The sequence below is a fragment of the Citrobacter sp. Cpo040 genome, assembly GCF_030332915.1.
Lineage (GTDB): Bacteria > Pseudomonadota > Gammaproteobacteria > Enterobacterales > Enterobacteriaceae > Citrobacter > Citrobacter portucalensis.
Map to the genome: position 1 here is coordinate 550,036 of NZ_JAOWGX010000036.1, position 22,256 is coordinate 572,291.

The 22,256-nt window shown below is 51.4% G+C and carries 21 protein-coding genes; 7 read left to right on the forward strand and 14 right to left on the reverse strand.

Going from position 1 to position 22,256, the window contains the following annotated elements; all coding sequences use genetic code 11:
- The first annotated feature begins 1 nt into the window (after window position 1).
- Window positions 2-970 carry a DNA-binding protein YbiB gene (gene ybiB, locus OGX86_RS17480; RefSeq protein ID WP_048226020.1) on the forward strand — a complete coding sequence of 323 codons (969 nt, stop codon included), beginning with the start codon at window positions 2-4 and terminating at the stop codon, window positions 968-970.
- A gap of 162 nt (window positions 971-1,132) precedes the next feature.
- The gene (locus tag OGX86_RS17485; RefSeq protein WP_128316651.1) at window positions 1,133-2,218 is read left to right on the forward strand and encodes a malate/lactate/ureidoglycolate dehydrogenase; all 1,086 of its coding nucleotides are present in this window, start codon (window positions 1,133-1,135) and stop codon (window positions 2,216-2,218) included.
- 97 nt (window positions 2,219-2,315) lie between these two features.
- Here OGX86_RS17485 and ybiJ read toward each other — a convergent pair whose 3' ends face one another.
- From ybiJ to mcbA, 5 genes are all read right to left on the reverse strand, one after another.
- A complete protein-coding gene (ybiJ, locus tag OGX86_RS17490; RefSeq protein WP_003831561.1) occupies window positions 2,316-2,576 on the reverse strand; it encodes a DUF1471 family protein YbiJ in 261 nt (86 codons plus the stop codon).
- A 300-nt stretch (window positions 2,577-2,876) separates the two neighbouring features.
- Window positions 2,877-3,143, reverse strand: coding sequence for a DksA/TraR family C4-type zinc finger protein (locus OGX86_RS17495; RefSeq protein WP_008784204.1), 267 nt, complete (start codon window positions 3,141-3,143; stop codon window positions 2,877-2,879).
- Between the two features lie 75 nt (window positions 3,144-3,218).
- Window positions 3,219-3,896 carry a PKHD-type hydroxylase YbiX gene (gene ybiX, locus OGX86_RS17500; RefSeq protein WP_286640322.1) on the reverse strand — a complete coding sequence of 226 codons (678 nt, stop codon included), beginning with the start codon at window positions 3,894-3,896 and terminating at the stop codon, window positions 3,219-3,221.
- Window positions 3,897-3,939: 43 nt separating this feature from the next.
- A complete protein-coding gene (locus tag OGX86_RS17505) occupies window positions 3,940-6,225 on the reverse strand; it encodes a catecholate siderophore receptor Fiu (RefSeq protein ID WP_286640323.1) in 2,286 nt (761 codons plus the stop codon).
- Between the two features lie 294 nt (window positions 6,226-6,519).
- Window positions 6,520-6,780 (reverse strand): DUF1471 family periplasmic protein McbA, encoded by a 261-nt coding sequence (gene mcbA / locus OGX86_RS17510; RefSeq protein ID WP_003035239.1) that lies wholly within the window; start codon window positions 6,778-6,780, stop codon window positions 6,520-6,522.
- 210 nt (window positions 6,781-6,990) lie between these two features.
- On the opposite strand from mcbA, the gene rlmF reads away from it, so the two are divergent.
- On the forward strand, window positions 6,991-7,917 hold the full coding sequence (gene rlmF / locus OGX86_RS17515) for a 23S rRNA (adenine(1618)-N(6))-methyltransferase RlmF (RefSeq protein WP_128316655.1): 927 nt from the start codon (window positions 6,991-6,993) through the stop codon (window positions 7,915-7,917).
- Here the strand turns inward: rlmF and ybiO are convergent.
- From ybiO to rhtA, 6 genes are all read right to left on the reverse strand, one after another.
- Complete coding sequence (gene ybiO / locus OGX86_RS17520; protein ID WP_286640324.1) at window positions 7,914-10,151, reverse strand: mechanosensitive channel protein; 2,238 nt, start codon at window positions 10,149-10,151, stop codon at window positions 7,914-7,916. The genes rlmF and ybiO overlap by 4 nt on opposite strands.
- A 118-nt stretch (window positions 10,152-10,269) precedes the next feature.
- A complete protein-coding gene (gene glnQ, locus OGX86_RS17525; protein WP_048226011.1) occupies window positions 10,270-10,992 on the reverse strand; it encodes a glutamine ABC transporter ATP-binding protein GlnQ in 723 nt (240 codons plus the stop codon).
- Entirely contained in the window at window positions 10,989-11,648 is a 660-nt protein-coding gene (glnP, locus tag OGX86_RS17530; RefSeq protein WP_003035248.1) for a glutamine ABC transporter permease GlnP, read from the reverse strand. The genes glnQ and glnP overlap by 4 nt, the downstream gene beginning before the upstream one ends.
- Window positions 11,649-11,785: 137 nt before the next feature.
- The gene (gene glnH / locus OGX86_RS17535) at window positions 11,786-12,532 is read right to left on the reverse strand and encodes a glutamine ABC transporter substrate-binding protein GlnH (protein WP_016152370.1); all 747 of its coding nucleotides are present in this window, start codon (window positions 12,530-12,532) and stop codon (window positions 11,786-11,788) included.
- A 365-nt stretch (window positions 12,533-12,897) separates the two neighbouring features.
- Window positions 12,898-13,401: a DNA starvation/stationary phase protection protein Dps gene (dps, locus tag OGX86_RS17540; protein ID WP_003035253.1), complete on the reverse strand. Its 504-nt coding sequence runs from the start codon at window positions 13,399-13,401 to the stop codon at window positions 12,898-12,900.
- 303 nt (window positions 13,402-13,704) lie between these two features.
- The gene (rhtA, locus tag OGX86_RS17545) at window positions 13,705-14,592 is read right to left on the reverse strand and encodes a threonine/homoserine exporter RhtA (protein WP_008784209.1); all 888 of its coding nucleotides are present in this window, start codon (window positions 14,590-14,592) and stop codon (window positions 13,705-13,707) included.
- 411 nt (window positions 14,593-15,003) lie between these two features.
- Between rhtA and ompX the strand changes: the two genes are divergently transcribed.
- Window positions 15,004-15,519, forward strand: coding sequence for an outer membrane protein OmpX (gene ompX, locus OGX86_RS17550; RefSeq protein WP_048214619.1), 516 nt, complete (start codon window positions 15,004-15,006; stop codon window positions 15,517-15,519).
- A gap of 140 nt (window positions 15,520-15,659) precedes the next feature.
- Here ompX and OGX86_RS17555 read toward each other — a convergent pair whose 3' ends face one another.
- Both OGX86_RS17555 and mntS read right to left on the reverse strand, forming a co-directional pair.
- Window positions 15,660-17,240, reverse strand: coding sequence for a phosphoethanolamine transferase (locus OGX86_RS17555; protein ID WP_048235776.1), 1,581 nt, complete (start codon window positions 17,238-17,240; stop codon window positions 15,660-15,662).
- 276 nt (window positions 17,241-17,516) lie between these two features.
- A complete protein-coding gene (gene mntS / locus OGX86_RS17560; protein WP_003831584.1) occupies window positions 17,517-17,645 on the reverse strand; it encodes a manganase accumulation protein MntS in 129 nt (42 codons plus the stop codon).
- A gap of 186 nt (window positions 17,646-17,831) precedes the next feature.
- Here mntS and mntR point away from each other — a divergent pair, with 186 nt between their 5' ends.
- Entirely contained in the window at window positions 17,832-18,305 is a 474-nt protein-coding gene (gene mntR / locus OGX86_RS17565) for a manganese-binding transcriptional regulator MntR (RefSeq protein ID WP_003831586.1), read from the forward strand.
- Complete coding sequence (locus OGX86_RS17570) at window positions 18,302-19,411, forward strand: anion transporter (protein ID WP_048226004.1); 1,110 nt, start codon at window positions 18,302-18,304, stop codon at window positions 19,409-19,411. Before mntR ends, OGX86_RS17570 begins: the two co-directional genes overlap by 4 nt.
- 64 nt (window positions 19,412-19,475) lie before the next feature.
- Here the strand turns inward: OGX86_RS17570 and ldtB are convergent, their stop codons facing one another.
- Window positions 19,476-20,396 carry a L,D-transpeptidase gene (ldtB, locus tag OGX86_RS17575; protein ID WP_008784213.1) on the reverse strand — a complete coding sequence of 307 codons (921 nt, stop codon included), beginning with the start codon at window positions 20,394-20,396 and terminating at the stop codon, window positions 19,476-19,478.
- A 232-nt stretch (window positions 20,397-20,628) separates the two neighbouring features.
- Between ldtB and OGX86_RS17580 the strand changes: the two genes are divergently transcribed.
- Window positions 20,629-22,221, forward strand: a complete 1,593-nt coding sequence (locus OGX86_RS17580; protein WP_048212609.1) for an ABC-F family ATPase — start codon at window positions 20,629-20,631, stop codon at window positions 22,219-22,221.
- Window positions 22,222-22,256: the final 35 nt, after the last annotated feature.

Sequence of the window (22,256 nt, forward strand, 5' to 3'; positions counted from 1 at the left end):
GATGGATTACCGCAAAATCATTAAAGAGATTGGGCGAGGAAAAAATCACGCGCGTGACCTGGACAAGGATACTGCTCGCGGACTGTATACCCATATGATGAACGGCGACGTACCTGACCTTGAGATGGGCGGGGTACTGATTGCGCTACGTATCAAGGGCGAAGGTGAAGCGGAGATGCTGGGCTTTTACGAAGCGATGCAAAACCACACCATTCGCCTGACTCCGCCGGTAGCCAAACCCATGCCGATTGTCATTCCCAGCTATAATGGCGCACGCAAGCAGGCGAATCTGACTCCGTTGCTGGCAATTTTACTGCACAAGCTGGGTTTTCCAGTAGTGGTGCATGGCGTCAGCGAGGATCCAACCCGCGTACTGACTGAAACCATTTTCGAACTGATGGGGATTACGCCAACGCTGCATGCCGGGCAGGCGCAGGCAAAGCTGGATGGTCATGAGCCGGTGTTCATCCCGGTGAGCGCGCTGTGTCCTCCGCTGGAGAAACAGCTGGCGATGCGCTGGCGCATGGGGGTGCGTAACAGTGCGCACACGCTGGCTAAATTAGCCACGCCGTTTGCTGAAGATGCCGCGCTGCGTCTTTCCAGCGTGTCCCACCCGGAATATGTTTCGCGCGTGGCGAAGTTCTTCGGCGATATCGGTGGGCGCGGCCTGTTGATGCATGGTACCGAGGGCGAAGTGTATGCCAACCCGCAGCGCTGCCCGCAGATAAGCCTGATAGATTCATCCGGTGTGCGAGTGCTACAAGACCGACAGAGCGAGATGCCTGACGAGCCGGTACCGCTACCGGTAGCAAAAGACCCGGAAACCACCGCGCGCTGGATTGAGCGTTGTCTGGCTGGCAGTGAGCCTGTTCCGGCATCGTTGAAAATCCAGATGGCCTGCTGCCTGGTGGCAACCGGTGAGTCCGCCTCACTGGCTGAAGGACTTGCCCGCGTCGAGCAAAGTTTCTAAACCATTTGTTATCCCGACGGGCCTGTTGCCTGGCCTGTCGGTTCTCTCTTTTCGGCAATGTGAAATTTCTGCACGTTTATTGACCTCCAGCGCACCGTGGCGCAGCATAGTTTGTTGAAAAATAAGAAACACAACAAACACGCGACACAACAGGAGATAACAATGAACAGTGGACATCGCTTCCATGTGCCAACGCTGCACGCCTTTATCCAGGCCGTTTTTCATCAGATGGGAAGCAATGATCAGGAGGCGCGGCTGGTGGCCGACCATCTGATAGCCTCTAACCTCGCCGGTCACGACTCCCATGGCATCGGTATGATCCCAAGCTATATTCGTTCATTCTCGCAGGGGCATCTGCAGATCAACCGTCATGCCAAAGTGGTAAAAGATGCGGGGGCGGTGATTACGCTTGACGGCGACTTTGCGTTTGGTCAGGTGGCGGCACACGAGGCAATCACGCTTGGAATCGAAAAAGCGCGTCAGTACGGAATCGCCGCCGTGGCATTACATAATTCGCACCATATCGGCCGTATTGGCTACTGGGCGGAGCAATGTGCGGCGGCAGGTTTTGTCTCGGTACACTTTGTGAATGTGGTGGGGATCCCGATGGTCGCACCGTTTCATGGCCGCGATAGCCGTTTTGGAACCAATCCCTTCTGCGTCGTATTCCCGCGTAAAAATACCTTCCCACTGTTGCTGGACTATGCAACCAGCGCCATCGCGTTTGGCAAAACCCGTGTGGCATGGCATAAGGGCGAGCCGGTGGCTCCAGGATGCCTGATTGATGTGGCGGGTGTTCCCACTACCGATCCTGCGGTAATGCAGGTTTCTCCGCTGGGGTCGTTGCTGACTTTTGCCGAGCACAAGGGGTATGCGCTGGCGGCGATGTGCGAAATTATGGGCGGTGCGCTTTCTGGCGGTAAAACCACACATGAAGAGAGCCTGCAGACCAGCGCGGACGCCATCATTAACTGTATGACCACCATCATTATGAATCCACAACTGTTCGGCGCGCCGGACTGCGACAACCAGGTCGCGGCATTTGCTGAGTGGGTGAAAGCGTCGCCGCATGCTGAAGATGCCCCGATCCTGTTGCCTGGGGAGTGGGAGGTGAATACTCGCGAGGAACGGCTGGAACACGGTATTCCGCTGGATGCCGGAAGCTGGCAAGCGATTTGTGAGGCAGCACTGCAAATTGGGATGCCAGAGGCCGTGTTGCGGGAATTTTGCCAGCGGCTGAAACAATAGGCAAAAAAAAGCCCGTCCAGTGGCGGACGGGCAAACAAAGGGTAACAAACAGGGTCAATGAGGGTTGGAGCATTGGGTCGTACAGGTAATCTTTCGGTTATTTATAGATAACCGCGGTGCCGCTCATTTTGTCTTTGCCGATAGCGGAAGTGATGCTGTACCCAGTTGCGCCAGCAGCATTCGCTTTCTCAGCCAGTTTGGCTTCCAGGCCGTCCAGCGTAGTGGCGCCGTCAGCAGATACCACACCAATTTTGTTCATGTTTTGCGCCTGAGTTGAGGAAACCGGCTCGGCAGCGAAAACGCCAAATGACAGGGTAGACAGGGCGATGGCAGCAACAGCAAATTTGATATTTTTCATGATTAATCTCTCGCAGGGTTGTTCTGTTAGTCAGTGTTCTTTAAGAAGACGTTGTTCCGTCGATGTGATAAGTATCACGTTTTTTTTGGTGAGAGAAAATCGAATAGAATTGACGACATCAATCAAAAAAATTGAATGACAAATAACTTATTGAATATTAATAAATTCGAGTAAGGGATTTACAGTTCTTGTCATTGCGCTTTACAGAGAAGGCGACAACGGCACATTTTGCTACACAGGGTGCAAAAAAGCGTGCTCGTAAAGGAAATCGTATGCGCTGAAACTTTTGGTAAAGATAAGTCAACGTAGCTGGCTGTCTTTCGAACCTCTGCGATTATATCCTGAAAATGATGCGCTATGTGAATCTTTATCCTGTTGGCAAGTGATGCACAAGCGTACCCCTGGCACTGCCTCACGTCTGGCCTGAGGGATAGGATTGCCGCATTCTTCGCATTCATACAGACTTTCCCCCGTCGGTAACTCACCGCGAGCGCGGGCAACAGCATCTTCAATAGTATTGTTGATCTGTTCGTTAACCGCGTCGTCATTTGCCCATCCGGATGCCATGTGTACCTCCTGCTGATGTCTACAGACTAAGTATAGCGAAGGTGATGGCTGAAAAACGACCACGCGCCAGCAGTATCAGATTTCAGACCATTCACGCAGCAGGTTATGGTAGAGATTGAGTAATGACAGGATCTCGCTGCTCTCCCCATGACGAGTCTTCAGGGACTGAATGTTTTTATCCAGCTCAAAAAGCATGGCGCGATTTTTGTCGTCACGGATCATTGACTGGATCCACATAAAGGATGCTACACGAACCCCACGAGTCACCGGTGTGACACAGTGTAGGCTGCTGGAGGGGTAAAGCACCAAATCGCCTGCCGGAAGCTTCACCGCATGCTGACCGTAGGTATCATTGACCAGCAGTTCGCCTCCTGCATAATCATCCGGGTTACTCAGGAATAAGGTGGCGGAAAGGTCTGTACGCATCCAGCCGTTTTGCGGATGGCTACGTACCGCACCGTCAACGTGAAAACCGTAGGTCTCATTGTCCTGGTAGCGATTAAACAGCGGTGTGGAGAGCGTTTTCGGTAGTGCTGCGGCGAAGAAAAGCGCGCTGTTATTTACCGCAGTCTGTACCGCTTGTTGTAAAACGCTGTAGCGTTCACTTTGCGTATTCACCTGCTGGTTGTTTTTAACCTGCGCCCCCTGAGCACCGGTGGTTGCGCGGCCATCAACCCAGTCGGCAGCGTCCAGTTGTTCGTGAAACCAGGCTACATCCTGCGCCGACAGAACGCCGGGAATGTGGTACATCATCAGTGTTTCTCCTGAAAGTGGGGCTGACGCCCCACGTGATGGATCAGAAATGCATATTGGCGGTGAGCAAGAAGGTTCTTGGTTCGCCCGGATGGTAACGGTATCCGCTCTTGTTTATGGAGGATACATAATCGGTGTCGAACAGGTTATAGACGTTTAGCTGGAAATCGAGATTGCGATTCACGCGATAACCCAGTTTGGCGTCGGCAACCCAGTAACCTTCAGTGTAGGATGGCGTACCCACCGCACCGTCGGAACCGCGATGCATACTGCCCACGTAGCGAGCGCCCGCGCCAACGGAGATATCATCGGTAGCCTGATACTGGCTCCACAACGTGAACGCATGTTCAGGCGTATACGGCAGGGATGAAGAGCCATCCTGAGCAACATTTTTACCGCTGTGGATGGTCGCGCGTTGCTGGGTGTAGCCGCCAATAACCTGCCATGCGGGGGTGATGTTGCCTGCTACCGAGAGTTCATAGCCTTCAACGCGTTTCTCTCCGTATTGGGAATAGGTACCGTCGTCGTTCTGCTCAACTTCATTCTCAATATCCGTGCGGAAAATCGCGGCGGTTAACAGCAGGCGCTTATCCAGCACCTCCCATTTGGTGCCGATCTCGCTGGTTTTCGCTTTCTGCGGTTTGAAATCGGTACGGTTCGCACTGTTACCGCTGCCGCCCTGAGCAAGAGCAAAGTTGCTGCCGCCCGGCGGTTGCTGAGAAACGGCATAGTTGATGTACACGTTACCGTTATCGGTCAGGTGATACAGCGCGCCCGCTTTCCAGTTCACCAGATTGCCTGATTTGGCGGTATCCACAATGGTGACCGGGGAACCTTTGGCCACACCTGTCGGGCACGCGACTGCGCCTCGACCGGAAGCGCCACAAGCGGTGGCACTGTCATATTCAGTGCGGTAATTGTCGAGGCGAATACCACCGTTCAGTTCGAACTCACGGGTAATTTGTAGCGTATCAAAAGCATATACGCCGAAGGTATCTGTTTGCCCGTTAGCATTGGCGCCGTTACGAGACAATCCGCCGATATTCACATTGCTGTCGGGGTGATAGATATTCACCGGTGGCGGGGTGATCGGGGCTACACCGTAGTTGGTTTGTGTTTCGCGCGTCAGCTCCACGCCGGTGCTGATGTCGTGACCGATGGATCCCGTGTAAAACTTTGAGGTCAGGTTGGTCTGGTTGGTCAGGATTTTATTGCTGACATCTTTTGTATTTGCCAGGCGTGACCAGGTCCAGGTGTCGACGCTGCTGGTGGGTTGGGTGATGTTAGACGCACCGCCCATCACCGCCGTCATCAGATAATCCTGTTTAATGCGCGACCAGCGGGTGGTGTTGCGAATAGTAGTGCTGTCGTTCAGGTCATGTTCAAAACGCATCGTCGCGGTATCGGTCGTCGAATCGTCGTAATCCGAGTTGGTACCGTAGAAATTATGCGTATCCACTTTTCCTGAATGATTTAGCGCAGAAGTCCCCGCAGAAGGCGCGGAATATCCCGGCAGACCGATGGTGGGGACACCGCCATCCGGCGTGTTGTGCTGGGTGACGTGCAGATAGTTCAGGTACAGTCGGTTCTCAGTGCCTAAGCCAAAAGCGAGAGAGGGGGCCACACCATAACGTTCATTCTTGACATTATCGCGACCAGCATCATGCGTTTTTTCACCCATCAGGTTTAAACGTGCGGCTGTGGTCTCGCCGATGACCTGGTTAATGTCCAGTGTACCCCGGCGGAACCATGCGCTACCGACGCTGGCTGAAGCATCGATGCCTGAGTCGGTGCGCGGCTGTTTGCTGATCATATTGATAGAGCCAGTCGGCGCGCTACGTCCATAGTCGGTGCCGGAAGGACCTTTGATCACTTCCACCTGTTCGGTATTGAAGGTGTCGCGCGTGACGCTGCCAATATCACGAACACCGTCGATATAAATACTGTTCGAGGTATCCGCACCACGCATATAAACCGCGTCACCGGTGGTGGAGTTACCGTTCTCACCGGCGAAAAATGCGCCAACGCCTGGGACGTTTTTCAGCGCATCGGTCAGATTTGTTGCGCCTTGATCCTTAATCACCTGCTCAGAAATTACTGTCATGGTGCGGGTTGTATCCGCCACCGGACGGGAGAATTTAGGGTCGGCAGACTGTGTTGGGGCGTACAGCGAAGGTTTGGCCGCTTCAACGACCAGGGTGTCTTCTTGTTTTTTATCCTGGTCACCCGCAGCGACAGCCTGAGCTATCGGGGACAGACCAATGCACAGACCGGCAAAAAAAGTCAGTGAGTGGAAGCTACTGGACGGCAAGTTGCGATTTTTATCCATGTTAATGAGTGACTTATTATTTTTTGAGTGGACGGTTTCACTCACGCGAAGGGACATCTCTATGGATGTTATACCCTGCAGGCCTCGCGGAAATGAATGTGTAATTGATAATGATTTTGATAATCATTGCTAATCAGTGCGACGTTTTAGCATTCATTAATTCAAAAATAAATACATTTATTTACATTGGATTCAAAATGCCAACACATTGATTACAACTTGAGCTGCAAATGAAGTGAACAGCGCGCAGAAAACTGCATTCGGGATGAATGCAGTTAGGCTAAGGAAGGGGGGTTACTTATAGATAGTTGCGGTGCCGTACATCTGATTTTTACCGCCTGCAGAATTAACGACAAAACCTTTTGCCCCTTGCTCTTTCGCTTTCTCTGCCAGCTTGTCTTCGAGGTCGCTCAGGTTAGAGGCGCCGGTAGCGGATACTGTGCCGGAAGCTTGTAGCTGACCGGTAGCCGGGCTGGTGTATGGCTGTGCTGCAAAGGAGGCAAATGTCATGCCGGTAAGTACGGTAGCGGCAAGTAATGTGAGGCATTTCTTCATGGTGATATCCTCTGAAAAACAACAGGTGTGCCTGATAAGTTTAGGTCGTCAGCGGATGACATTTACCGCAAAAAACTGGTGATGAACTGTCTGTTTTTTGAACAATCCGCAAAGCATCAAACAGGCGTAAAAAATCAAATTTCCTTGATGAGTGTGTTTACCGCGTGGCGTTATGCGGGTATCTTACGCCGCTGTTAAAAGGAGAATGCTATGTCCCCCCAGAAACCGGGATTACACCCACGCAACCGCCACAATGGCCGTTATGATCTTGCGACTTTATGCCAGGTTACGCCCGAGCTGACGCAATTTCTCACCCTCACGCCCGGCGGCGAGCAGAGTGTTGATTTCGCGAATCCGCAGGCAGTAAAGGCGCTCAATAAAGCACTGCTGGCGCATTTTTATGCGGTGAAAAACTGGGATATTCCAGATGGTTTTTTGTGTCCGCCGGTGCCTGGTCGTGCTGACTACATACACCATTTGGCCGATCTGTTGGGTGAAACAAGCGGAACCATTCCGGCAAATGCGAGCGTGCTGGACGTGGGAGTTGGGGCAAACTGTATTTATCCACTGATCGGCGCGCATGAATATGGCTGGCGATTCACGGGTAGTGAAACCAGTAGCGAAGCGTTTAACAGCGCTCAGGCGATCGTCAACGCCAATCCGGGATTAACCCGTGCTATTCGTCTGCGTCGCCAGAAAGATGCAACGGCAATCTTCAACGGCATCATTCACAAAAATGAGCAGTATGAAGCCACATTGTGTAACCCGCCATTCCATGATTCTGCGGCCTCAGCCCGTGCCGGAAGCGAGCGCAAACGCCGTAATCTGGGACAGGACAAAGACGATGCGCTGAACTTTGGCGGACAGCAGCAGGAGCTGTGGTGTGAAGGCGGTGAAGTGGCGTTCATCAAGAAAATGATTGCTGAAAGCCAGGCCTTTGGTCGTCAGGTGATGTGGTTCACCACGCTGGTGTCGCGCGGTGAGAACTTGCCTCCGCTGTACCACGCATTAACGGATGCGGGCGCGGTGAAAGTGGTCAAGAAAGAGATGGCCCAGGGACAAAAGCAGAGTCGCTTTATTGCCTGGACCTTTATGGATAACGATCAGCGTCGTCGTTTTATGGCGCGTAAACGCTAAAGCGTTGGCTCGGTTGGCGGTAGTGGTTCGCTTGCCGCCGACGCAGGACCATTCCCCGGTGCAGGTAACACTTGATACGTCTGTACCGGGGCGCGTATGTTGGCTAGATCGAAGTATTTCTTCACCTGGCTGTCGAGCGCAAAACGTACCGTCCACTGCTTCAGCGGCAAGGTGGTAAACGAGACCCGTAGCGTGAATGCCGTATTGGTTAATCCTACAATCCCGGCAAACGACGGCTCGCCGATAATCAGCCCGCGAATATCATCTTTTTCCATCACCGCAGCAACCGCGTCTTTCAACGCCTGATTTGCTTTATCCGCATCCTCATGACGGTCTACGTCGTAATTGGCGACGACCGATCCAATTCCACGCACAAAGTTGGCGAAGGTCGTTATCGATGACCAGGGAATAATATGGTACGCCCCGGTGTCCTGACGCACGCCCACAGAACGAATGGACATTCGTTCAACCGTACCGGTGAGTGGACCGATGGTCACTAGGTCGCCGGTGTTCATGCCATTTTCAAACTGAATAAAAATCCCGGTAATAATATCTTTTACCAGCGTTTGCGAGCCGAAAGAGATTGCCAGCCCCAGCGCCCCGGCCCCGGCCAGCAATGGGGCGATATTAACGCCAATTTCCGACAGCACAATCATGATGGTGATCGTGCTGATGATCACCGCCAGCGCGTTGCGAAACAGCGTCAACAGGGTTCGGGTACGAGCGCTGGGTAGCGGGCGGCCATGAATATCGGAAGCCAGACGATTTTCAATCAGGCTGGCAAGGATCGTCCAGCCGATGGCGGAGAAGAATAAAATCAGCGCGATACGGATCAGAATATCCACCGTTTTTTCTCCTGCGCCGTAATGCAGCCAGTTCCAGAAGTCGAACAGTCCCCAGGCATTCAATAGCAGCATCACCGCAACGCACACCGTCAGGATCCTGGCCACGCTTAACGCCGTCGACAGCCAGCCATTCAGCCGCTTTTGGAGTTCCGGATAGCTGCGCTGGGTGTGTGGCGAAAGGGTAATAGTTTTGGCTATCCAGCGGGAAAACATGCCGGAAACAAAGGCGGCAATTCCAATGATTACCAGGCTGCGCAGCGTAGCGCCCATCATGAATTTCAGGCTGTTGCCCGGATCAAACAGTGAAAAGAAAAACAGCACAATGAAGTAGGCGCTGGCCAGCCAGTGCCATACCAACGCAAAGGCGCGGATAAACAGGCTGAAAAAAGCTAACGATCTTTCTGCCAGATTCTGTAAATGCAGCGTTATCTCTTTCTTGTTTCTGAAAATCAGGTACAGCGCCCATAGCGTGATACACAGCATGATGATGACGTTGGCCATCGCGCCGACCTGCACATTGACCTGATTGGAGATAATGGGAACGGCAACTATAAGCCCGTAACCAATCAAACTGCTTAATGAACTCAAACGCCGATTCCAGTAGCGCGCACCGGCATCATGAATGTTAAACGGGCGCAGTTCGGCCACTGTTGGGCAAAATATCAGACGCAGAATGGCTTTGAAGAACTCAATCAGGGCAAAGGCATTGAGAAACAGGCTTTGCTGAAAGGCGATGGTGCGACTGCCGGCGTTCATTCTGTCGCTCAGTATCTGCCCGACAAACAATGTCAGCGCCAGCAGAAGCAAATCAATAATGAATGCGCCAACGATCATTGCCGGAAGCTGCAGCCAGTTGCTGCGTTCGCGGTTTTTCCGCCGTGCCCATTGCCCCATTTTGCGATACAGCGGCAGCGCGCACAGGCGGATCAGCCAGTAAAACCCGAACACTGACGCCGCCAGCATTAAAAAATGAGTCAGGGCATTGGTGAACGTTTGCGGGTTAAAGGTCTTGTGCGGTGCATCGGTAATATTGCGATAAAGTTGGGCAAAGCGGCTGGAGAGCGCCTCACCGTAGTGCCGTGTGACATCCGTGACGTTTTCCAGCACCGTTTTTTCTTCTGTTAATGTGGGTGGAACAATGGTTGGCACCGGCTCGGCAGGGGGCGCTGTCGCCACTTTGCGTAACTGATCGATCAGTTCCTTCCGCGAGGTGTCATTTTCCAGCACATCAGCCAGTGCGCCGTAGGCCGCTTTCTTCTGTTCAACATCCGGCTCCTTTGCCGGGGCGGTTTGTGCGTTGGTTGACGTTGGCGTGGTGACGCCTGGTATCGTCACTGCCTGAGTCGGAAGACTCAACAGACAAACAAAGATGAACAGGATCCAGCGCATGACTCCTCCCATGAGAAAATAAATTCAAAAGGATAAGTATAGATGTCAGAGCGGGAGGGAATTGAAATGAGAGGATTCTGGTGAAAAACCTCCCTTCGGGCGAAGGGAGGTTGAGCTATCAGGAAACGTGCTGCAAGAATTCCTGTAAGCGTTGGCTGGGGGGATTTTCAATCAGGGCCTGCGGATTACCGTCTTCGGCAATTCGTCCCTTATCAATGAAAATCAGGCGTGAAGCCACTTTTTCGGCAAAGCCAATTTCGTGGGTCACAATCACCATGGTCATCCCTTCTTCCGCCAAATCCTGCATCACTTTCAGAACTTCATGACGCAGTTCCGGGTCGAGTGCTGAGGTTGGCTCATCAAACAGCATCATTTTCGGTTTTACTGCCAGCGCACGGGCAATAGCCACACGCTGTTGTTGACCACCGGACAGTTCAGAAGGGTAGTGATGTGCACGTTCGGCCAGACCCACTTTTGCCAGCAGCTCTTTCGCCAGTTTCTCGGCCTGTTCTTTATTCGCCCCGCGTACGCGCTGCGGTCCGAACATGACGTTTTCCAGTGCCGTCAGATGTGGGAACAGGTAGAACTGCTGAAACACCATTCCGGCTTCCTGACGGATTAAGCGCTCGTCTACCTTCGGATCGTTTACTTTCAGACCGTCGACGATCAGATCACCGGAGGTTATCTCTTCCAGCTTGTTAATGCAGCGCAGCAGGGTAGATTTACCGGATCCTGACGGCCCGATAATCACCACTACTTCACCCTGCTCAATGTTCAGGTCAATATTGTGCAGCACCTGGGTTGGACCAAAGTGCTTAGAAACGTTTTTAAATTCAATCACAGGATTTTCATCCTTCTTTCCAGACGACGCAGAATGAAGCTCAGCACCAGCGTAATGATCAGATAGAACACCGCAACGGCGCTCCAGATTTCCAGTGCACGGAAGTTACCGGCAATGATTTCCTGGCCCTGACGGGTCAGTTCAGCGACGCCAATGACAATAAACAGCGAGGTATCTTTAATGCTGATGATCCACTGGTTGCCCAGCGGTGGCAGCATACGACGCAGTGCGAGAGGTAAAATAACGTGGCGGATAGTCTCTGTGCGTGAAAGTCCAAGCGCCAAACCGGCTTCGCTGAACCCTTTATGGATTGAGAGCACCGCACCGCGGGTGATTTCCGCAATATAGGCCCCGGAGTTGATCATGATGGTGACAACGGCGGCGCTAAAGGGGTCAATGCGTAAATCGTTAAATGCCATTGGCAGAGCGAAGTAAATAAACATTACCTGCACAACGATTGGCGTACCGCGAATGACCTCGATAAACACCAGCGCTACGTGGTTGGCGATCCAACCGCCGAAAGTGCGCGCAAACCCTGCTGCAAGTCCGATTATCAGACCGCCAGCCAGACCGAGGACCGAGATCCACAGGGTCATTTTGGCGCCTTCAATCAAAAGCGGGATGGCGGGCCAGATGGCACTCCAGTCAAACTGCATATGTCGTTCCTGTTACCGTGGTGTAAATATTCAAATGCCCGTTTTGCCGGATGTGCTGTGCTTATCCGGCCTACAGGTCTCAAAAATCCCGGCGTAAGCCCGGTAAGCATCACGCCACCGGGCAACGCTGCCGGTTATTATTTAGGTTCAGTACCGAACCATTTTTTGTAGATTTCGTTGTAAGTACCGTTCTCTTTCAGCGTTTTCAGCGCGCCGTTCACTTTCTCGCGCAGTTCATCGCTGCCTTTCGGGAAGGCGATACCGTACTGCTGGGCTTCCAGCGATTCGCCTACAGCTTTGAACTGACCATTGCCAGCTGTTTTGATGAAGTAAAGAATGTTTGGTGTGTCGTGCAGTACAGCGTCTGCGCGGTTGGTGCCCAGTTCCATATATGCGTTATCGATATTCGGGAACTGACGCAGGTCTTTGGTTTTGATATTCGCTTTCGCGTAATCAACGGAACCGGTGCCGCTCTTAACTGCAACGACTTTACCGTCCAGATCTTTTACGCTTTTGACGTCGTTGTTATTCGCTTTCACCATCACTAACAGACCGCTTTTGTAGTAGCCGTCGGAGAAGTCGATCGCTTTTTTACGCTCATCAGTGATGGTGATACCCGCCAGTGCCAGGTCGATATTTTTGGTTTGCAGAGCCGGGATGATGCCGCTGAAATCCATTGGCTTCAGTTCATAATCCAGCTTCAGTTCTTTGGCCACGGCAGCCCACAGATCCACATCAAAACCAACGTATTTGTCACCCTGTTTGAATTCGAACGGTACAAACGCGGTGTCGGTTGCGACAACCAGTTTCTTATCTGCGGCATGGGAGGACACCGCAAAAGCCAGGGTAAGTGCAGCCAGTGAAACTTTTAATACAGACTTCATAGGATTTCCTTTTATATCCACGGGGCGATCCCCTGCGAGAACATATGGCTTAATGAAAAAATCGTGCCAATTTTGCAACTCATTGTTTTAACAAGAGGGTGTCTCGTTTCTCTGCACAATAAGTAGGGCATAGCGAATAATCTGCACTGTTTTGGGGCACTCATTTGGTGCGAACCAGTCACGGTGCAAACGGTATGACTATTTAGCGTAAAAATTGTTGATAAAACAATCTTTCGTTAACGATTGTGTGAGGTGATTATTACAAATAATTTACTTTGGAGTGACGAATGATCAATGTTATGCACCATAGATGTGCAAAACCCCCGCCGAAGCGAGGGTTATATAGGTAATTCTTATGTCTGCTGTTACTCAATGTTGGCTTCGATAAACCACAGGAATTTATCGAGGTCGCGAGAAGCTGCGGTAAAGATATCCGCGGTATCTTCGTCTTTTGCTTCGCTGATAGCTTTACGTACGCTGTTTGCAACTACGGCATAACGTTCGGCCAGCTCTTTTAAGTGGTCCTGTACGCTATGGATATCCAGCGGGTAACTTTTCAGAGGCGTTTTGCTGTTAATTACCTGAGTTGTGCCCAGTGCCACACCGCCCAACTGTACGGCGCGTTCAGCCATGGTATCGAGGTGATCGGTCAGAGCTGTACGGAAGCCATCCAGCATTTCATGTACTGCAATGAAGTTTGCACCGCGCATGTTCCAGTGAGCCTGTTTGGTGATCAATGACAGGTCAATGAACTGGATTACTTGCTGATTCAGCAGTTCTACGGTCGCTTTCTTTTCGCTATCAGACACATCGTTGCGGGTATAAAGGAGGGCGGATGCTTTTGTTTTTACCAGTTTCGCGGTACTCATATTTTCATATCCTCTTGATATTTATGTCCCAACTCTTCAACGGAATTAAGTATAGCGCTAAATTTGGATTTTTGTTTCCGGTGTTGCCTATCACTTTAATAGCGAAGAAGAGGGTAAATATAAAATATCAAATAAAATCAATGTAATGAGTGTTTTGTTACTTGCGTGGTGTTATTTTTATGTTAATTTTAAGATTAAATGAAATATGCGGATGAGAAAATTATATTTATTAGAATTATTATCACGCAGATTTACAATTGGATATTCTGCATGATTATGCAAACCATGCAGAATAATACGTGGTTAATTCACGTCGACTTGTTTTATTTGTGGCTCTTTACGAATAGTGAGCGTAGAACCCATTGATGCGACAATAATGGCACCCAGAGCAAGCGTCTGGATAAGCGTCAGCGTTTCACCGAGGAAGATCATTCCGGAAACCGCTGCCAGCGCGGGTTCCATGCTCATCAATGTACCGAAAGTACGCGTAGGCAGGCGCGTCAAAGCAATCATCTCCAGCGAATAGGGAAGCGCAGTAGAGAGGACTGCAATGGCCAGGCCTAACGGCAGAATGGACCAGTGCCACAGGGCATCTCCGGCCTGGAGTGCGCCGATTGGAACAAATACCAGTGCTGCAATGAATGACCCTACCGCGACGGTTGCCGGACCGTGTTCCGCCCCGGCTCGCTGCCCGGTAAGAATATAGATGGCCCAGCAGGCGCCAGCCCCCAGCGCCAGCGCTGCGCCGGTTAAATCTACGTGAGAAACGTCCTGACCCAGAGGCAGCAGGAACCAAAGCCCGAGCACTGCCAACGCAACCCAAATGAAATCCACCGGGCGTCGGGATGAAAACAGCGCTACCGCGAGCGGGCCGGTAAATTCCAGCGCCACGGCGATTCCCAGTGGAACGGTTTGGATTGACAGGTAGAAAAGGTAGTTCATCCCGCCCAGAGACAGGCCATAAAACAGTAGCGGCAGGCGTTGTTCTTTGGCGAATCGTAAACGCCAGGGCTTAAAGAAAGCGATAAGAATGAGCGTACCCAGCGCAAGGCGCAGCGCGGTAACGCCCGGCGCACCGACGAGTGGGAACAACGATTTTGCCAGTGATGCTCCGCTTTGAATGGAGGACATAGCAATAAGCAAAACCAAAATAGGCAACCAGACTGGCGCTTTACGTGACAACCCCGGCATCCTTTCTCCTGTCAAATGATGATTACACGTCTCCATCTGTGCCACGCTTCAGCATTGTTACGGCGCAGATGATTTTATGTATAGAAAAGTAAAACAGCGAGTGTAATGGAATTACGCTCAACTGGTTGAGTATTCGTTGAAAAAAAAATTGCTCAGTTCCGTACAATGGCATGAAAATGATGGATTAATAATCTGTGTGATTAGGAATATTCTGGATGAATGTGCCATATTGTGCGCGCAATAATGGTATTTTCAGTTGAAAAAGTGATGTTAATTGAAAGAGATAGCGGGTTTTTGAAATGTTCTGTTACATGAAAGACCCCGTTAGACATCGCGAATCGCAAAGAGTTTCCCATCAATTTTTGGTATATTTAAAACTTAAGATTTACTTGAAGCACATTTGAGGTGGTTATGAAAAAAATTGCATGTCTTTCAGCACTGGCCGCTGTTCTGGCTTTCTCCGCAGGTACTGCTGTAGCTGCTACTTCTACCGTTACCGGTGGTTACGCTCAGAGCGATGCTCAGGGCGCAGCGAACAAAATGAACGGTTTCAACCTGAAGTATCGCTACGAGCAGGACAACAACCCGCTGGGTGTTATCGGTTCCTTCACTTACACTGAAAAAGATCGTACCGATGCTTCTGGCGACTACAACAAAACCCAGTACTACGGCATCACTGCTGGTCCGGCTTACCGTCTTAACGACTGGGCAAGCATCTACGGTGTAGTGGGTGTTGGTTACGGTAAATTCCAGAACGCAGCATCTCCGGCTGACAACCACAGCACCAGCGACTACGGTTTCTCTTACGGTGCTGGTCTGCAGTTCAACCCGATCGAAAACGTTGCTCTGGACTTCTCCTACGAGCAGAGCCGTATTCGTAGCGTTGACGTTGGCACCTGGATTGCTGGCGTGGGTTACCGCTTCTAATCACTTCGGTGATATGAAAAATCCGCCTCTTGGGGCGGATTTTTTTTGCGTGTAATGCAGGAAGGAATGTCGTTGTAGGCCTGATAAGCGCAGCGCATCAGGCATCGGTAGCAAAATGCCTTATCCGGCCTACAAGCGTATTATTTGGTTGAGAAAATATCGGTACCCAGATGGTTGTAGTCCACCTTCTGCAGTTTGAAGTTGGTGATGTACACCGGCCCGGCTTTTTTCTCTGAGATAAAGCGGTAGTTGTTGGTGATTTCTTTTGCGCTTATCCCCGTCCACTGCGAGAAAAAGCTGAGGAAATCATTGGCGGAGCGACGGGCTTTAATCACCCGATGCGCTTTATCATCGCTCGACAGCACCATGAAAGGCACCTGGAAATTCTGCTGGAACTGATCGTCATGCGCCAGGTACTGCACCTCTTTTCCCCGCTCTTTAAACGCGAGGCCATGATCGGAGAAATAGACCATCGAGAAGCTATTACCGCTGTTACGTAACTGCTCGTAAAGCTGGCGCAGTAGGTCATCCGTCTGCGTCATGGTGTACAGATAACAAGATGTCTCTTTTGACTGGACGAAAGTCTCGTATTTACCCTGCGTTCGGTCACAGGCCTGCGGATGCGAGCCCATTAAATGCAGCACGATGAGCTGTGGCTGGGTGCGCTCGGTTGCCAGCACCTGGGCAGTCATCTTCAACAGCGCTTCGTCACGGGTGTTTTTATCCGCTTCGAAGTCACCGCTTTTGAGGAACTGAACCTCATCAGCGCGCTTCGCAATGCTGGCGATGGCCGTATCGTATTCACCAATCTGTCCCTGATTGGAAAACCACCATGTCTGAAAGCCCGCGCGGTTAGCCAGGGTGACAAAGTTATCCTGGAACTGGGGTTTATTATCCACTACCCGATTAAGCGTTAAGCCGAGCGATTTTTGCGTTGAACCGCTGGCCGCAATGTAATCCGCGAAGATATAGCCGTTAACGGAGCTGGCAAACGGGGTGTTATCCCAGTGGCCGCCAAACGCCCCTAACGCATCGCGGCGGGCGCTTTCGCCGATCACCACGACGTAGGTGTGATACTTCGGTTTAACGGCGGTTACCGTCCAGCTGTCTTTTACGCTCGACAGTTTCGCCATACGCTCTTGTTCGTCGAGCACTTCGTTGTTATTGACGATAACGTCCTTGGCGAAACGGAAAACCGGATAGCCAGTGTCTTTCAGCTTGAACACGCCGCCCCAGGCCAGGTTTTGTACCGGGGTAACAAAGAATGCGACAACGCTAAACAGCAAACAAATGCTGTCGAACTTATTCCAGCTGCGCTGCTGCACATCTTTTTTACGGCGTACGGCGATAACGCCAAGGGCAAAAATAAACACTCCAACCAGATAACTGTACCAGGGGAAGATGGTCAGGATCTCGGTTGACTCTTCCATATTGGTTGAGTGCAGCGCCAGCAAGGTATTGAAGTTCGGTGAACCATAAGCCTGGCCGAACGGAAAGTACATTGCTGCAATGAGTGAGCAAATGCCAATCAGTGCTTTCTGCGCGCGCGGCGCGCTACGCCACAGCAGCATCAATATGCAGGTGAAAGCAACGCTATAGAGCAGGCTAAGCGGATAGCCCAGTGCAAGGTTGATCAGCAAAGACTGTAAGAAATAGAGGCCAGTCCACGGACTAATCGCTCGGCTACGAGCAATGATTGAATCTTTGAGGGTTAAATTCATATGCCACTGTTACAAAAACGCCATGTGCTTACCCTGGCGCTAAGGGTCATTGCCTGCCTGAGAGAGCGAGAAGAGGGATAGGGTCCGCATCCGCGAGCCGCAATATACGCAGGGCTGCGAAAAGATAGAGTGTGCGCAAGAGAAGGTCAACTACTACAAAGAAATTGTTTTGCGAGGGACGTGGCAAAACTGACAAAAAGAAGGGTTATTGAGACGAAAACCACCACCGTACCCGAATGACGGCAGGAAAATGAAGCGGCGTACCGCGACGCCGCATTATTTTTCTGAAGGTTTATCCTGCTCTGGTTTGCTGTTAATCATGTCACACAGCATAGAGATCAGCATCAACCGTACTTTAAAGGGAGAGTGGCTAAACACGCGTATACACCTCTTAAATTCATTCATGTAAACCTCCTGACTTCACGATCCCATCAGTCCTTGAGGGATGTCTTTATTATATACAGATATAGCACAGGCTATATTATATAGCTATTGCTAAAACGTTAATTTTTTGTGCCCACGCAACTCTGGTTTACAATGAGCGCTCTCTAATCAGATGCCGTTAACGCGTCACAGTAACGAGGAAGCAGAATGAGTCGTCGCGCAGGTATGCCAACAACAAAAAAAGTGACGCAATTGGTGAATGTCGAAGAACACGTTGAAGGATTTCGTCAGGTCCGGGAGGCGCATCGCCGCGAGCTGATTGATGACTACGTAGAGCTGATTTCCGATCTCATTATTGAGGTAGGTGAAGCGCGCCAGGTGGATATGGCAGCGCGACTTGGGGTTTCCCAGCCGACGGTTGCTAAAATGCTTAAGCGCCTTGCTTCAGTCGGATTGATTGAAATGATCCCGTGGCGTGGGGTGTTCTTAACTGCAGAAGGTGAACGACTGGCCCAGGAGAGCCGGGAACGTCATCAGATTGTGGAAAATTTCCTGTTGATGTTAGGCATCAGCCCGGAAATTGCCCGTCGCGACGCGGAGGGGATGGAGCATCACGTTAGTAAGGAAACGCTGGAGGCTTTTAGCCGGTTTACGCAACAGCAAGGAACGGGCTCTGAATGAGTTTTCCTTTATTACGTGCTTTACAGCGCGATCGTTTTTTCCAGCTGTTAATCATCGTTGGGGTTGTACTGAGTCTGTTCACGCCATTTACGCCCCGGTCCTGGCCAGGGGCGATTGACTGGCACACGATAATCACGCTTAGCGGCCTGATGTTACTGACCAAAGGCGTGGAGCTAAGCGGTTATTTCGATGTGTTAGGTCGCAAGATGACCCGCCGCTTCAAAACAGAGCGCCAGCTGGCGATATTTATGGTGCTGGCGGCGGCGTTGTTGTCGACGTTTCTGACCAACGACGTTGCATTGTTTATTGTTGTTCCGCTGACCATCACCCTGAAAAAATTATGTGCCATTCCGGTGAATCGCCTGATTATCTTTGAGGCGCTGGCGGTAAACGCCGGATCGTTGCTCACGCCAATAGGTAATCCGCAAAACATTCTGATGTGGGGACGCTCAGGCTTATCGTTTACCGCGTTTACCTGGCAAATGGCGCCGCTTGCGGGGGCCATGATGCTGACGCTGGTGGTGCTGTGCTGGTTCAGTTTCCCGCATAAAGCGTTGCACTATCATACCGGTACGCGCGCGCCTGACTGGCAACCACGCCTGGTATGGAGTTGTCTGGCGCTGTATATCATCTTCCTGGCGGCGCTGGAGTTAAAGCAAGAGCTGTGGGGTCTGGCTATTGTGGCGGCAGGGTTCATGGTACTGGCGCGTCGCGTGATCCTCAGCGTGGACTGGACGTTGCTGTTAGTATTTATGGCGATGTTCATTGATGTGCATTTGCTAACGCAGCTCCCGGCCTTGCAGGGGATTTCCCACCAGATTGGCACGCTCTCAGCACCGGGACTTTGGTTAACGGCTATTGGCCTGTCGCAGTTTATCAGTAATGTGCCCAGTACGATTTTGTTGCTGAACTATGTCCCGCCGACGCTGCTGCTGGCCTGGGCGGTTAATGTGGGCGGCTTTGGTCTGTTGCCGGGATCGCTGGCGAATCTCATTGCGTTACGGATGGCAAACGACCGACGGATCTGGTGGCGTTTTCATTGGTATTCGGTACCGATGCTGATATGGGCGGCGCTGGTGGGGTATGGTTTGTTGTTATTAATGTAATAGCGGCATTGAGGTAATAAAAAAGGCGGATGAATCATCCGCCTTTTTCGTTTTAGGTATGTGCTTAGTTCAAACGAACCGGCATACCTGAACGGTTCTGTACCGCCTGCTCAACGACGGCTTGATCGACGTCAGACTGGCCGGTGATGCTGGTAATGCTCTTGGTCAGGGTAATCGGTACGATTTCTCCGCCTTCGAACTGTGCTTCAGTCGTAGACAGTGGGTTATGTACTTCGATGTAACGGCTGCCGTCTGGTTCGGTAGTGGCTTTTACCGGCTCATCAATAAACTGTACACGGGTGCCGACTGGCACATTTTCAAACAGGAATTTGATGTCGTCGTTACGCAGACGCACGCAACCGTGGCTGACGCGTAAGCCTACGCCGAAGTTAGCATTGGTGCCGTGGATAGCATACAGGCGACCGATATACAGCGCGTACAGTCCCATCGGGTTATCCGGACCTGCCGGAACAACGGCTGGCAGCGGCTCGCCCGCAGCGCGGTATTCCGCATGCATTTTCGCCGTTGGCGTCCAGGTTGGGCCCGCTTTTTTACGTTCTACTTTGGTTGTCCAGTTGATTGGCGTGTCTTTGCCCAGCTGGCCGATACCGATCGGCAGAACAATTACGGTGTTGGTGCCTTTCGGGTAGTAGTACAGACGCATTTCAGCGCTGTTGATAACAATACCTTCATGCACGGTATCCGGCAGGATCAACTGCTGAGGAATGTTCAGCACGGTGCCGCCTTTCGGCAGGAAGGTATCCACGCCCGGGTTGGCTTCCAGCATGTTAGACAGACCCATCTGATACTCTGCCGCAAAATACTCCAGCGGTTGGGTGTTGCCTTCAGGAATAGTAATGACCTGGTTTTGGCCAATCAAACGGCTACCATCAGTCGGCAGCGGGTACGTGACGGCTGAAGCGGTATTACAAAAACCAACTATTGCGAGTGCCGCCGCGAAAAGCGTTGTTAATTTCATATTCATATTCATGTATGCGAGATTCAGTGCCAGGCAGGCTAGTGGGTTGAGATTTATGTAGTGTTGGGCACGCATTATATGTGCAATCTGAGCAACAAGGAATTCGGATGTGTACTAAATCACATTTTTTTCCTTTTGGTTTCACTTTTTCCCTTCCGCATGAAGACGCGATCTTCTTGCAGACTTATGGCATAATAAGCGGTTTGTCACATATTTCTTTCTCTTTCAGGATACGCCAGTGTTAGTTTCCAGCAACGTCACCATGCAGTTCGGCAGTAAGCCGCTGTTTGAAAATATTTCCGTCAAATTTGGCGGCGGCAACCGTTACGGCCTGATTGGCGCGAACGGTAGCGGTAAATCCACTTTTATGAAAATTCTCGGCGGCGATCTCGAACCGACGCTGGGCAACGTTTCCCTCGATCCTAACGAGCGCATTGGTAAGCTGCGCCAGGATCAGTTCGCCTTTGAAGAGTTCACCGTGCTTGACACCGTGATCATGGGTCACGCTGAACTGTGGGAAGTGAAGCAGGAGCGCGATCGCATTTACGCTCTGGCCGAGATGAGCGAAGAAGACGGCTATAAAGTTGCTGACCTCGAAGTTCAGTATGGCGAAATGGACGGCTACTCTGCGGAAGCGCGTGCGGGTGAACTGCTGCTGGGCGTAGGTATTCCGGTAGAACAGCATTACGGCCCGATGAGCGAAGTCGCACCCGGCTGGAAGCTGCGTGTGCTTCTGGCGCAGGCGCTGTTCTCTAACCCGGACATTCTCCTGCTCGACGAACCAACGAACAACCTGGATATCGACACCATCCGCTGGCTGGAGCAGACGCTGAACGAGCGTGACAGCACCATGATCATCATTTCACACGACCGTCACTTCCTGAACATGGTCTGTACGCACATGGCGGATCTGGACTACGGCGAACTGCGTGTTTATCCGGGTAACTACGACGAATACATGACGGCGGCAACCCAGGCGCGTGAACGTCTGCTGGCCGATAACGCCAAGAAGAAAGCACAGATTGCCGATCTGCAATCCTTCGTCAGCCGCTTTAGCGCCAACGCGTCTAAATCTCGACAGGCGACTTCTCGTGCGCGTCAGATTGATAAGATTAAGCTCGACGAAGTGAAAGCGTCCAGCCGTCAGAACCCGTTCATCCGTTTCGAACAGGATAAGAAACTGTTCCGTAACGCGCTGGAAGTGGAAGCGCTGGCGAAAGGTTTTGATGAAGGCCCGCTGTTTAAAAACTTCAACCTGCTGCTGGAAGTAGGGGAGAAGGTTGCCATCATTGGTGCCAACGGCGTGGGTAAATCCACTATGCTGAAAACGTTGGTTGGCGACTTACAGCCGGACAACGGTACCGTTAAGTGGTCTGAAAACGCCCAGGTCGGTTACTACGCGCAGGATCATGAATACGAGTTCGAAAACGATCTGACCGTTTTCGAATGGATGAGTCAGTGGAAGCAGGAAGGCGATGATGAGCAGGTAGTACGTAGCTTCCTTGGTCGTCTGCTGTTCAGCCAGGACGATATCAAGAAACCTGCAAAAGTCCTCTCCGGTGGTGAAAAAGGACGCATGCTGTTCGGTAAGCTGATGATGCAGAAACCGAATATCCTGGTTATGGATGAACCGACCAACCACCTGGATATGGAATCTATCGAGTCGCTGAACATGGCGCTGGAAATGTACCAGGGCACGCTGATCTTCGTTTCTCATGACCGTGAGTTCGTCAGCTCGCTGGCAACCCGCGTGATTGAAATTACGCCGGAACGCGTAATCGACTTCACCGGTAACTACGAAGATTACCTGCGTAGTAAAGGCATCGAATAAGTCTCCCGTCGTTCTCGTGTTACAGGTGTGATGGT